The sequence below is a fragment of the Streptomyces sp. PTY087I2 genome (assembly GCF_001687325.1).
In the GTDB taxonomy this organism is placed as follows: Bacteria; Actinomycetota; Actinomycetes; order Streptomycetales; family Streptomycetaceae; genus Streptomyces.
On the sequence record NZ_LZRD01000010.1, the window covers coordinates 241,816 to 253,150 of the forward strand.

The 11,335-nt window shown below is 74.3% G+C and carries 12 protein-coding genes; 5 read left to right on the forward strand and 7 right to left on the reverse strand.

Annotated features, from left to right (window positions below; genetic code table 11):
- Positions 1–64: 64 nt before the first annotated feature.
- Complete coding sequence (locus A3Q37_RS13780; RefSeq protein ID WP_065483278.1) at positions 65–511, forward strand: MarR family winged helix-turn-helix transcriptional regulator; 447 nt, start codon at positions 65–67, stop codon at positions 509–511.
- Between the two features lie 37 nt (positions 512–548).
- On the opposite strand, the gene A3Q37_RS13785 is transcribed toward A3Q37_RS13780, so the two are convergent.
- Entirely contained in the window at positions 549–1,949 is a 1,401-nt protein-coding gene (locus tag A3Q37_RS13785; RefSeq protein ID WP_065483281.1) for an FAD-binding oxidoreductase, read from the reverse strand.
- A 129-nt stretch (positions 1,950–2,078) separates the two neighbouring features.
- Between A3Q37_RS13785 and A3Q37_RS13790 the strand changes: the two genes are divergently transcribed.
- Positions 2,079–2,996 carry an aminoglycoside phosphotransferase family protein gene (locus tag A3Q37_RS13790; RefSeq protein ID WP_065483285.1) on the forward strand — a complete coding sequence of 306 codons (918 nt, stop codon included), beginning with the start codon at positions 2,079–2,081 and terminating at the stop codon, positions 2,994–2,996.
- A gap of 26 nt (positions 2,997–3,022) precedes the next feature.
- Here A3Q37_RS13790 and A3Q37_RS13795 read toward each other — a convergent pair whose 3' ends face one another.
- Together A3Q37_RS13795 and A3Q37_RS13800 are read right to left on the reverse strand one after the other, a co-directional pair.
- Positions 3,023–4,009 (reverse strand): zinc-binding dehydrogenase, encoded by a 987-nt coding sequence (locus tag A3Q37_RS13795; protein WP_065483288.1) that lies wholly within the window; start codon positions 4,007–4,009, stop codon positions 3,023–3,025.
- Positions 4,010–4,082: 73 nt separating this feature from the next.
- A complete protein-coding gene (locus A3Q37_RS13800) occupies positions 4,083–5,303 on the reverse strand; it encodes an FAD-dependent oxidoreductase (RefSeq protein ID WP_065483291.1) in 1,221 nt (406 codons plus the stop codon).
- A gap of 103 nt (positions 5,304–5,406) precedes the next feature.
- On the opposite strand from A3Q37_RS13800, the gene A3Q37_RS13805 reads away from it, so the two are divergent.
- Positions 5,407–6,090 (forward strand): pentapeptide repeat-containing protein, encoded by a 684-nt coding sequence (locus A3Q37_RS13805; RefSeq protein WP_176711409.1) that lies wholly within the window; start codon positions 5,407–5,409, stop codon positions 6,088–6,090.
- Positions 6,091–6,159: 69 nt separating this feature from the next.
- Here A3Q37_RS13805 and A3Q37_RS13810 read toward each other — a convergent pair whose 3' ends face one another.
- The 4 genes from A3Q37_RS13810 to A3Q37_RS13825 all read right to left on the reverse strand — a co-directional run bounded on the left by A3Q37_RS13810 (position 6,160) and on the right by A3Q37_RS13825 (position 9,815).
- Positions 6,160–6,657, reverse strand: a complete 498-nt coding sequence (locus A3Q37_RS13810) for a hypothetical protein (RefSeq protein ID WP_032781236.1) — start codon at positions 6,655–6,657, stop codon at positions 6,160–6,162.
- 222 nt (positions 6,658–6,879) lie between these two features.
- Complete coding sequence (locus A3Q37_RS13815) at positions 6,880–7,725, reverse strand: hypothetical protein (protein ID WP_065483294.1); 846 nt, start codon at positions 7,723–7,725, stop codon at positions 6,880–6,882.
- A gap of 111 nt (positions 7,726–7,836) precedes the next feature.
- Positions 7,837–8,481, reverse strand: coding sequence for a response regulator transcription factor (locus tag A3Q37_RS13820; protein WP_006125587.1), 645 nt, complete (start codon positions 8,479–8,481; stop codon positions 7,837–7,839).
- A complete protein-coding gene (locus A3Q37_RS13825) occupies positions 8,478–9,815 on the reverse strand; it encodes a sensor histidine kinase (protein ID WP_065483298.1) in 1,338 nt (445 codons plus the stop codon). The genes A3Q37_RS13820 and A3Q37_RS13825 overlap by 4 nt, the downstream gene beginning before the upstream one ends.
- 243 nt (positions 9,816–10,058) lie before the next feature.
- Here A3Q37_RS13825 and A3Q37_RS13830 point away from each other — a divergent pair, with 243 nt between their 5' ends.
- Both A3Q37_RS13830 and A3Q37_RS13835 read left to right on the forward strand, forming a co-directional pair.
- Complete coding sequence (locus tag A3Q37_RS13830; RefSeq protein WP_065483301.1) at positions 10,059–10,613, forward strand: heme-binding protein; 555 nt, start codon at positions 10,059–10,061, stop codon at positions 10,611–10,613.
- A 28-nt stretch (positions 10,614–10,641) separates the two neighbouring features.
- Complete coding sequence (locus A3Q37_RS13835; protein ID WP_065483304.1) at positions 10,642–11,238, forward strand: ankyrin repeat domain-containing protein; 597 nt, start codon at positions 10,642–10,644, stop codon at positions 11,236–11,238.
- Positions 11,239–11,335 lie beyond the last annotated feature (97 nt).

Below are 11,335 nucleotides of genomic sequence, written 5' to 3' on the forward strand. Positions count from 1 at the left end.
ACAGGCAATATGCATCATGCACATCTTATGTAGAGTGCATATTCACCGTGATATACCTGGACGTGTGGACATGCCCATCGACCGGATCGAACGCGAGACCATGCTGCTCGGCCGGTACATGCACCTGCTCACCCCGCGTGTGGAGTGGCGGCTCGACCGCAGCGCCTACATTCTGCTCAGCCGGATCCAGGTGGAGGGCCCCATGTCCATCAGCCAGCTCAGCGAGGCCTTCGGGCTGGACGCCTCCACCCTCAACCGGCAGACCGCCGCGATGCTGCGGGCCGGGGTCGTCGAGCGCATCCCGGACCCCGACGGCGGCATCGCCCGTAAGTTCGCCATGACCGACGAGGGCGCGCGCCGGCTCGACAGCGACCGCGACCGGAACGTGGCGGGCCTGGCGAAGGTCATGGCCGACTGGACGCCCGAGGAGGCCGAGCAGCTCGCCGCGTCGCTCAGCCGGCTGAACCTCTCCATCGAACGCCTCGACGGGCGGCCCTGGCCCCGCGACTGACGCCGGGTCCCGGCGTCAGCCGCGTACGGGAACGGGCTCAGTGGCGGCCCGCGATGCGGTCCGCCGCCTTCGCGATGCGGTCCGTGCCGGGGCGCGGCGAGGTCGTCTCGCGGCGGTCGGCGGCGCGGTAGGCCGCGTACATGCCGTGGACGCCGAGCCAGCGGAAGGGCTCCGGCTCCCAGCGGCGGACCTTGTGGTTCACCCACGGCAGCGTGGTCAGGTCCGTCGGGCCCGCCTGGCCCGAGTCCTGCTGGATCAGGTCGCGCAGGGTGCGGGCGGCGAGGTTGGCAGTGGCGACGCCCGAGCCGACGTAACCGCCCGCGTATCCCAGGCCCGTTGAGCGGTCGAGCGTGACGGTGGCGCACCAGTCGCGCGGGACGCCGAGGACGCCCGACCAGGCGTGGTCGACGTGTACGCCCGCCGTGATGGGGAAGAGCCGGACCAGCAGGTCGCGCAGGGCGGTGACGGTGGAGGACTGGGTGCGGCCGTCGTTGTCGGTGGTCGAGCCGAAGCGGTACGGGTAGCCGCGGCCGCCCAGCGCGATGCGGTCGTCGGCGGTGCGCTGGGCGTAGAAGTAGGCGTGGGCCATGTCGCCCAGGGTCTCGCGGCCCTCCCAGCCGATCGTGTCCCAGATCCGGGCGGGCAGCGGCTCGGTGACGATCATGGAGGAGTTCATCGGGAGCCAGGTGCGCTTCTGGCCCTTGAGGCTCGCGGTGAAGCCCTCGGTGCAGCGCAGGACGTACGGGGCGCGGACCGTGCCGTACGGGGTGACGGCGTGCTTGGGCTTGATCTCGGTGACCGGCGTCGATTCGTGGATGGTCACGCCGAGCGCCTCCACCGCGTCCGCGAGGCCCTTGACCAGCTTCGCCGGGTGCAGCCGGGCGCCGTGCGGGGTCCAGGTGGAGCCGACGGCCCCGGTGACATGGACGCGCTCGGCGGTTTCGCGGGCGCCGCGCAGGACCCGGTCCGTCTCCCCGAAGGCGATCTCGACGCTGTGGAAGTCCTTGAGGCGGGCGAGCTGGGCCGGGGTGTGGGCCACCTCCAGGACACCGCCCTGGTGGATGTCGGCGTCGATCTTCTCCTCGGCGGCGGTCCTGACGACCTCGCCGACCGTCTCGTTCATCGCCTTCTGGAGCCGTACGGCGGCGTCGTGGCCGTGCAGTTTGGCGTATCGGTCGCGGCCCGCGATGCCGTTGTACAGCCAGCCGCCGTTACGGCCGGAGGCCCCGTAACCGCAGAACTTGGCTTCCAGGACGGTGATGTTGAGGAAGGGGACGGCCTTCTTCAGGTAGTACGCCGTCCAGAGGCCGGTGTAGCCGCCGCCGACGATGCAGACGTCGACGTTCGTGTCGCCGGGGAGCGGTTCGCGCGGGGCGGGGGTGCCCTCCTGCGCGTACCAGAACGATATGCCGCCGACGACGGTACTGACGGTGCTCATGATGCCCCTGGGGTCCCTGTCCGGTGAGATGCCGAGCGTACGTGTGGCGGGACGTTACTGCGCGCGGGGCCGTTCCGTCTCCCCGCACTTCGACGACCGCGTCGACCCCGTCTCCCTAGGATCGGTGGCGTGATCGAGATCCCGGACGAGTTGGCCGCCACCCAGTCCGCCTTCAACGGAGCCGCTGGGCGGGCTTTCATCGCCGCTCTGCCGGACCTGGCGGCGCAGTTGCTGGAGCGGTGGGGGCTGCGGATGGACGGCCCGTCGATGTACGGGATGTGCGCGCTGGTCCTGCCGGTGGTACGGGAGGCGGACGGGCGGCCCGCCGCGTTGAAGCTCCAGGCGGTGGACGAGGAGACGGCGGGCGAACCGGTCGCTCTGCGGGCTTGGTCGGCGGCGGGCGCGGGGGCGGTGGAGCTGCTCGACCACGACCCGGAGAGCGGTGCGCTGCTCCTTGAACGGCTCGACGAGCGGCGGCCGTTGTCCGGCGAGGACGATGTACGGGGCGCGGTGGGGATTCTCGGCGCGGTGCTGGCCCGGCTGGTGGCGGTGCCCGCGCCCGAGGGGCTGCGCACGCTGGGCGAGGTGGTGGAGCGGATGCTCGCGGCGGTGCCGCAGCGGGTGGGCCTGCTGGCCGACGCGGCGGACCGGCGGCTGCTCGCGGACTGCGCGGCGGCGGTACGGGAGGTGGCGGGGGAGCCGGGGGACCGGCTGCTGCACTGGGACCTGCACTACGACAACATCCTGGCCGGGCGCGCGGACGCGGGGCGGGCGGGGGAGTGGATCGCCCTCGACCCGAAGCCGCTGGCGGGTGACCCGGGCTTCGAGCTGTTCCCGGCGCTGGACAACCTCTTCGACGCGGACGAGGTGGTGTGGCGGTTCGACGCGTTGACGGAGGCGCTGGGGCTGGAGGGCGACCGGGAGCGGGCGCGGGCCTGGACGCTGGGCCGGGTGCTCCAGAACGGGCTGTGGGGAGCCGCGGAGGGGGAGGTCCGGCTCGCCCCCGACCACGCGGAGATCGCGCGGCGGCTGCTGGGGCGTGCCTGACCGGTTCGCCGGACCCCTCCCGTCCCTCACGGCTCCAGGATCACCTTGCCCATCGTGCCCCGCGTCTCCAGCGCGCGGTGTGCGGCGGCGGCCTCGGCCAGCGGGAAGCGCTGGACGGCGGGGCGCAGCCGGCCGGCCGCCGCCTCGGCGAGGGCGCGGGTCTCCAGGGCGCGCAGGCCGCCGCCCCGCTCGATCATCTTCGGGCCGAGGGCGGAGCCGGATGTGATGGAGCGTTCGGCCAGTTCCGCGGCGGTGAGGGTGAACGGTTCCCCGCCGGACCAGCCGTAGACGACGTGCTGCCCGCCGGGGCCGAGGAGATCGACGGCGGCGCGGGCGGTGGCTCCGCCGACGGAGTCGTACACGACGGTGGCCCGTAGGCCGGCCGCGTCCAGGTACTCCCGGGCCCGGCGCGGCCAGTCGGGGCCGGTGTAGTCGAGGGCGAGGTCCGCCCCGTTCTCCGTCGCCCGCGCCACCTTCGCCGGGCCCCCGGCCAGGGCGATCACGGTGGCGCCCGCGTTCTTGGCGTACTGGACGATCAGCGTGCCGATGCCGCCCGCCGCCGCGGTGACGACGACCACGGAGTCCGGGCCGAGCGGGGTGAACCCGAGGATGCCGAGCGTGGTGCGGCCCGTGCCGATCATGGCGACGGCCGCGGCGGCGTCGAGCCCCTCGGGGATCTCGTGGAGCCGGTCGGCGTCGGTGACGGCGAGTTCGGCGTACCCGCCGGGCGCCATCCCGAGGTGGGCGACGACGCGCTTGCCGAGCAGGCCGGGGTCCGTGCCCTCGCCCACCGAATCGACGGTGCCTGCGACCTCGCGGCCAGGGACGGTGGGCAGGTCGACGGGGGCTGGGAAGGGGCCCGTCTCCCCTTCCCGCAGGACCGTGTCCAGCAGGTGCACGCCGGCCGCCGCCACGGCGATCCGGACCTGGCCGGGTCCGGGGACGGGGTCCTCGGTCCTCTCGTACACGAGGTTCTCGGCGGGGCCGAAGGTGTGGAGGCGTACGGCGTGCATGAAGGGCTCCCCGGGTCACGGTCCTGGTGGTCTCGCCCACCGCTGCGGCGGGCTGTGCCCCCACCCTCGTACCTCAGGTCCGCTTGAGGTCAACCCCGGATCCGGAGCGCTGTCGGACGGCCTTCACGGCGAGCATCGCGGCTTCGAGGCCGCTGGTGAAGGAGACCTCGCTGAGGAGCCCGGGGGCGGCGACCTGGTCGCCCGCCAGGAAGACGTCGTCGCCCCGGACCACGGAGGGCCGGTCCCGCCAGGTGGTGCCGGGGCGGTCGACGGCTCCGGTACGGCCGTCGGCGAGGGCCTCGACGCGCCACGTGGTGCGGTCCCGCCAGCCGGGGAAGCCGAGGTCGAGAAGGGCCTCGGCGCGGGCGACGCCCTCCGCCCGCCGTGCGTCGGGGCCGATCGCGAACTGGCCCTGGAGCAGCTGTTCGCCGGCCGGGGCGAGCGAGGGGTCCTGGGCGGTGAACCGCTCCAGCCAGCCGGGCGCGTCCAGGTCCGACACGATGAACGCGTCGCCGCGCCGGGTGCGTACCGCCAGGTCGACGAGGACGGTGCGGCCGCTCTCCCAGGTGAGGGAGGCGTCGTCGAGCAGGGCCCGGGCGGAGTCGAGGGAGGTGGCGACGATCACCGGTCCGGTACGGGCCAGCTCCCCGAGCGTACGGGTGTCGACGCGGGAGCCCGTCTCGACGGCGACCCCGAGGCCCCGGGCGTGCGCGGCCATCCTCTCGACGAGCCGGGCCCAGCCGCCGGCCGGGTAGCGGGCCTCGGGCGGGAGCGAGGCCAGCCGGTGCAGGCGCTCCTGGACGAACCGGGCGGAGAGCGCGCCGGGGTCGTGGTGGAAGAGCGCGGCGGCGACGAAGTTCGCGGCGGCCCGGGCCCCCTCCTCGCCGACCTGACCGGTGCCCCATTCCAGGAAGCCGCTGTCCACCGGGGCGGTGCGCGGATTCCGGCGGGAGAGCCGCAGCAGGGCGGCGGGCGGCAGCTTGCGGAGGGCCCCCGCCCGCCGGAAGCGGAAGCGGAGCATTTCGAGGGGCGGTACGGAGACGACGGGGCCGAGCAGATCGCGGCGGGCCAGCCAGGTGCAGAACGGCCCGCGGTGGTACAGGGCGTGCGGCCCCTCGTTGGCGAGGTACGGCCCCTCGGCCGTCCTGGCCCGGCCGCCGAGGGTCCGGTGTCCTTCGTGCAGGGTGACGCGCGCACCGGATTCGGCGGCGGTGATCGCGGCGGTGAGCCCGGCGAGGCCGCCGCCGACGACGTGGATGTCTCCCGTGTGCTCCGTGTGTTCCCTGTGTCCCATGGCTGGATCTCCTTCGCTTCTTTGATGATGCGACGGATCGGGGACGGCGGCCTGTGACATCGGCGGCGGGGCGTTGTCAGTGGTGTGCGTCACGATGGGGGGCATGGCAGTGAGCGGCAGGAAGAAGAGCGGCACGGGTGTGACGGCGGCACGGCGGCCGGAGGTGCGGCTGCCCCCGCTCGTTCCGTACGACGGGGACGGCCTGGAGCCGGACGGGGACTACGACGGAGTGCGGTTCGACGGGGTGGACCTGACGGACGCCTCGGGCCGGGGAGCCCGGTTCATGGACTGCGCGCTGGACGGCTGCGCCCTGGACCGGGCGGAGCTGGCGCGGGCCCGCTTCATCGACGCGGTGCTGACGGGCGTACGGGGCGTGGGCACGGACCTCGCGGAGGCGTCGCTGCGGGATGTGGAGGTGGTGGACGCCCGGCTGGGCGGGGTGCAGCTGCACGGGGCGGTGCTGGAGCGGGTGGTGGTGCGCGGCGGCAAGATCGACTACCTGAATCTGCGCGAGGCCCGGCTGAAGGACGTGGTCTTCGAGGGCTGTGTGCTCGCCGAGCCGGACTTCGGCGGTGCGTATCTGGTGCGGGTGGAGTTCCGGGACTGCGTGCTGAAGCGGGCGGACTTCAGCGGCGCCCGGATGGAGTCGGTGGACCTGCGCGCGGTGGCCGAGCTGGACATCGCCCGGGGCGTGGACCGGCTGGCGGGCGCGGTGATCAGCCCGGCGCAGCTGATGGAGCTGGCCCCGGCGTTCGCGGCGCAGATCGGGGTGCGGGTGGAGGTGTGAGGGCGGCCGTCCTCCACGGCCTCGGATATGAGAGGAAGCGGGTGTGGGGTGCCTCGGGGCCCGGGTGACTCACATGCGGGGGAAGCGGGCCTGGAGGTCCCAGATCACGGGGTTGTCGGCGAGGCCGTCGTGCAGGTCGGCCAGGTCGGCGATCAGGTCGTGCAGGAAGTCGCGGGCCTCGCGGCGCAGCAGGGAGTGGCTGAAGGTGAGCGGCGGCTCGTCGCCGGGCATCCAGTCCGCCTCGACGTCGACCCAGCCGAAGCGCCGCTCGAAGATCATGACGTCCGAGGACTCGGTGAAGTCCAGCTCCGCGTACTGCCGCCGGTGCGAGCGGTTGCCGCGCGGGTCCTGGTCGATCCGCTCGACGATGTCGCACAGCGCCCAGGCGAAGTCGAGCACCGGTACCCATCCCCAGGCTGTGGACAGCTCGCGGTCCGCCTTCGTGTCCGCGAGGTAGACGTCGCCGGAGAACAGATCGTGCCGCAGCGCCCGGACGTCCGCGCGTCGGTAGTCGGTCTGCGGGGGATCGGGGAAGCGACGGGAGAGGGAGTAGCCGATGTCGAGCACGGATCGATGGTGTCATGCCGGGTGACCCCGGCGGCCCCGGTGGCTCGGTGGCCCCTTCACCCGCCGGACGCGGTGGCCTGGTGACCCGGTGACCCGCCGGCTTCGTGACCCGGTGGCCTCGGCGGGCCCGGCGGCCCGGTGGCCTCGGTGGCCTCGGTGGCCCGGTGGCCCGGTGGCCCTATGACCCGGTGGGTTCCTCGCCGGCCGCCCGGTCGGCCGGGGTCAGGGGCGCCACCAGGGCTCGCGTACGTACAGACTCTCCTCGCCCGTGCACCCCTGGCCGTTGGAGATCTCGCGGGCGTCCAGGTTCCAGCCCACCACGCCGTTGCCCTTGCGGCTCAGCTCGATCAGGCGGGCGCGTTCGGTCCGGGCGCCGTCGGTGACCTCGCAGCGGACGATCGAGGTCCAGGCCTGTCCGTCCAGCGCCGAGACGAACGCAAGGACCGGGAGCGCGACGGCGGTCAGCCCGAGGGCCACCCACTGCTCGAAGGCCGCGGCCCGGCGCAGCCACGGGGGCGGCCGGTGGCCGTCGTGGTGTGGTCCGCCCTCCGGGCCGGGGTGCGGGCCGCCCGCAGCGACGGGGTGTGCGCCGCTCTTCGCGCGGTGTCCGTGGGTCCGCCGTCGGCCGGTGAGGTACTCCACGACGACGCCCTTGCGCAGCACGTACGCGGCGAGCCCGGTGCCCAGACCCCACCAGGGCCCGAAGAAGCACGCGTCGACCACACCCATCGCGACCGGGTTCGCGAGGGTCAGCGCCGTCCGCTGGAGCACCCGCAGGAAGCCGCCGCCCCTCGGGACCGCGCCGCGCGCCGCGAACAGCGCGAACACCACCCGGGAGACGACGACGGCCAGGACGGAGGCGAGCAGGGGATCGGTGAGCACCATGCCGATCAGGACGTCCGGCCAGTTCGCGGGCTCCATGCCGACGAACACGTCCCGGGCCGCGCCGCCGCCCCCGACGGTGTACGCGACCTTCGCCACCGGGACCGCGAGGAGCAGCGCGAGCAGGACCGTGTGGCCCGGCCCGCCCTTGAGGTCGGCGGACCGGGGCGGAGCGTCCTCGGCCATGGGCGTTCCCCGCTTCCGTTCGGGTCCGCTCCCAGCTTCCGCCGGGTGCCCCGCACCTGCCAGCAGCACTGCTCCACCCGGGGGCGCGGCCGGGACCGCCCGGGGCCCTCGTCAGGGCAGCAGCCGCTGTTCCTTCGCCACCGACACCGCGCCCGCGCGGGTGTCGACGCCGAGCTTGTCGTAGATGCGGCCCAGGTGGGTCTTGACCGTGGCCTCGCTGATGAACAGGGCGCGGGCGATGTCCCGGTTGCCGAGGCCCTGGGAGAGCTGGGCCAGGATGTCGCGTTCGCGGTCGGTGAGGCTGGGGCGGGGGCTGCGCATCCGGGCCATCACCCGGCTGGCGACGGGGGCCGAGAGCGTGGTGCGGCCCTGGGCGGCGGACCGGATCGCGGCGAACAGTTCCTCCGGGCGCTCCGCCTTCAGCAGATAGCCGGTGGCCCCCGCCTCGATGGCCCGGGTGATGTCGGCGTCGGTGTCGTACGTGGTCAGCACCAGGACGTGGACCGTGCCGTCGGCCGCGATGCGGCGGGTCGCCTCGACGCCGTCGATGCCCTCGCCGAGCTGGAGGTCCATGAGGACGACGTCCGGCTTCAGGCGCGCGGCGAGCACCACCGCTTCCTCGCCGCTGCCCGCCTCGCCGACGACCTCGATGTCCGGTTCGCTGCCGAGGAGCGCGAGCAGCCCGGCGCGGACGACCACGTGGTCGTCGCAGAGCAGGATGCGTACGGGGGCGGGGGCCGGGGATGCCTCGGTCATGTGGGGTCCTCCGTGGTGGTGAGCGGAACCTCTGCGGAGAGCACGGTGCCCTCGCCCGGCGCCGACTCGATGGTGAGCGTTCCGCCGAGCTGCCGCACCCGGGCCCGCATCGCCGGAAGCCCGTGGCCGCGTACGGTGCGGGCGGCGCGTACGCCCTCGGGCCCGGCGGTGAAGCCCCGGCCGTTGTCGCCGATGTCCAGGACCACCCGGTCGCCGAGGTGCGTCAGGGTCAGCCCGGCGGCGCTCGCCCCGGAGTGCTCCCGCACATTGGCCAGGGCCCCCTGGGCGATGCGCAGCAGGGCGGACTGCACCCGGTCCGGCAGCGGGGCGTGCGGGGTGCCCTCCACATGGCAGTGGACGGTGAGCGCGCCCTCGGCCTGGGCGCTCTCGCGGGCCGCCAGCGCGTACAGGGCCGCCTCCAGGCCGCCGCCCTCCGCCAGGTCGGCGGGGGCCAGGTCGTGGACGAAGCGGCGGGCCTCGGCGAGGTTGCGTTCGGCGATGCCCGTGGCCGTACGGACGTGGCGGCGGGCGGCGTCCGGGTCGGCGCTCCAGGTGCGGTCGGCCGCCTGGAGCAGCATCTGCTGGCTGGACAGGCCCTGCGCCAGGGTGTCGTGGATCTCCATGGAGAGCCGCTGGCGCTCGGCGAGGGTTCCCTCGCGCCGTTCGGTGGCGGCCAGTTCGCGCCGGGTCCGCAGCAGATCGTCGATCAGCTCGCGCTGGCGTGCGGCCAGTTCCCGTTGCCGTACCGCCTGGCGCTGCATATGGACGAAGACCGCGGTCGCCACGGCGGCGACGGCGGGCGGGGCGAGGACCAGGTTCGGGTCGAACCCGTCGGCCAGCCGCAGTTGCGCGGCCACGACGAACACGGTGAGCAGGGCGACCAGGGCGAGGGCCGCACGCGGCGGCAGGATCCTGAGCCCGGTGTAGAACAGCGGCACCGCGCACCACGCGAAGCTCGGCGCCAGGACGACCAGCACCATCCAGACGACGACGAGCACCGTGAGCCAGGCGAGCCGGCGCGGCGTGGGGCGCGAGCCGAGGACGGGGCCCAGGAGGTACAGCACCGCCAGGGTGATCGACAGGGCGATGATCCACGGGGTGCGGGCCTCGCCGGGGTGCCGCATCAGGAACCGGGTCAGCGAGGCGCCGAGCAGCAGGAAGAACGCGGCGTGCATGAGGAGCGCGAGCCAGCGGGCGTCGGGGTCGGACCCAGCGACCTGCGCGTCGGGGTCGGACCCGGCGACCTGGCCGGCCTCGGCCGTGGACCCGGCGGCCCCGGGGCCCGAAGCCTCGGCTTCCTCCGCGTACGGCGAACCGCTGCGGTGCTCCACCACGTACCCCTCGTTCCGTCGCTGACCTGCGTAAACCCCTCCATGGTGACCCGATCCGGCCACCCCCGCATCAACCGATCGGCTGACGGGGGCGTCGACCGTCCCGCCCGCCGCTTCCAGCCGGTACGTCGACCGTACGGGGCCGGATCCGCCGGGAGGATCGATACCAGAGCGAAACGCCCGGACCACTCCGGGCCGCCCCGCACCACACACCACCGGGCCGACCCGGATCACCAAGGAGCCACCATGAAGAAGCTGTCGCTGCGCACCCGTGTCGTCACCGGCGCCGTCGTCGTCGCCCTCGGGGCCGGCACGTTCGGCGCGATGTCCGCGAGCGCCTCCTCCCCGGCGGCTGCCCCCGCCGCCGCGGTCAAGGCCGACACGAACAACCGCAACCTCCAGCAGACGACGCACCTGACCGTCGCCGCCGCCACCAAGGCCGCGCAGGCCACGCTGGACGCGGCGAAGAAGGAGAACCAGCGGATCTCCGTCGCGGTCGTCGACCGCAACGGCAACACCATCGTCTCCCTGCGCGGCGACGGCGCGGGCCCGCAGTCCCCCGAGTCCGCGGTGAAGAAGGCGTACACCGCCGTCTCCTGGAACGCCCCCACCTCCGAGCTGGTCAAGCGCCTGGAGCAGGCCCCGAACCTGAAGGACATCCCCGGCACCCTGTTCCTCGGCGGCGGCGCCCCGGTCCAGGTCAAGGGCGCCCCGGTGGCGGGCATCGGCGTGGCCGGCGCGCCCAGCGGCGACCTCGACGAGAAGTTCGTCCAGGCGGGCGTCGCCTCGCTCGCCCGGTAATCGCCTGCTCCCAGCGGAAGGAAGACCCATGAACGCCCTCGATCACGACCTGCTCACCGCCGCGCGCACCGGCGACACCGACCGCGTGCGCACCGCGATCGAGGGCGGCGCCCGGGTCGACGTCCGCGACGAGGAGCTGCGTACGCCGCTGCTCCTCGCCGTCCTCGGCGACCACGTCGAGGCGGCCCGGCTGCTCGTGGCCGCCGGGGCCGACCCGGACGCCCAGGACCGGCGCGAGGACAGTCCGTGGCTGGCCACCGGGGTCACCGGCAGCGTCACGATGCTGCACGTGCTGCTGCCGGCCGGCCCGGATCTGACCCTGTGCAACCGGTTCGGCGGGGTCTCCCTCATCCCGGCGAGCGAACGCGGCCATGTCGCGTACGTACGGGAGGTGCTGCGGGTCACCGACATCGACGTCGACCACGTCAACCGGCTGGGCTGGACGGCCCTGCTGGAGGCGGTGATCCTCGGCGAGGGCGGCCTCGCGCACCGGCAGATCGTGGAGCTGCTGCTCGCGGCCGGGGCGACGCGGGACCTGCCCGACGGCGACGGGGTGACCCCGCTCGCCCACGCCGAACGCCGCGGCTTCGCCGAACTGGCCGCCCAGCTGAGGGCCGCCGCATGACGGGGACCGACGGCCGACGCGCCGCTTCCAGCGCACCGGGCTCCCGCGCCGCCTCGCAGGCGCCCGCCCCCCACGCCGCGTCCGGCGCCCCCGGCCC

Bases quoted from the DNA above. Each gene is read 5' to 3' on its own strand.
- A3Q37_RS13785 (WP_065483281.1), bottom strand. From the start codon at position 1,949: ATGAGCACCGTCAGTACCGTCGTCGGCGGCATATCGTTCTGGTACGCG.
- A3Q37_RS13795 (WP_065483288.1), bottom strand. From the start codon at position 4,009: ATGCACGCCGTACGCCTCCACACCTTCGGCCCCGCCGAGAACCTCGTG.
- A3Q37_RS13800 (WP_065483291.1), bottom strand. From the start codon at position 5,303: ATGGGACACAGGGAACACACGGAGCACACGGGAGACATCCACGTCGTC.
- A3Q37_RS13805 (WP_176711409.1), top strand. From the start codon at position 5,407: ATGGCAGTGAGCGGCAGGAAGAAGAGCGGCACGGGTGTGACGGCGGCA.
- A3Q37_RS13815 (WP_065483294.1), bottom strand. From the start codon at position 7,725: ATGGCCGAGGACGCTCCGCCCCGGTCCGCCGACCTCAAGGGCGGGCCG.
- A3Q37_RS13820 (WP_006125587.1), bottom strand. From the start codon at position 8,481: ATGACCGAGGCATCCCCGGCCCCCGCCCCCGTACGCATCCTGCTCTGC.
- A3Q37_RS13830 (WP_065483301.1), top strand. From the start codon at position 10,059: ATGAAGAAGCTGTCGCTGCGCACCCGTGTCGTCACCGGCGCCGTCGTC.
- A3Q37_RS13835 (WP_065483304.1), top strand. From the start codon at position 10,642: ATGAACGCCCTCGATCACGACCTGCTCACCGCCGCGCGCACCGGCGAC.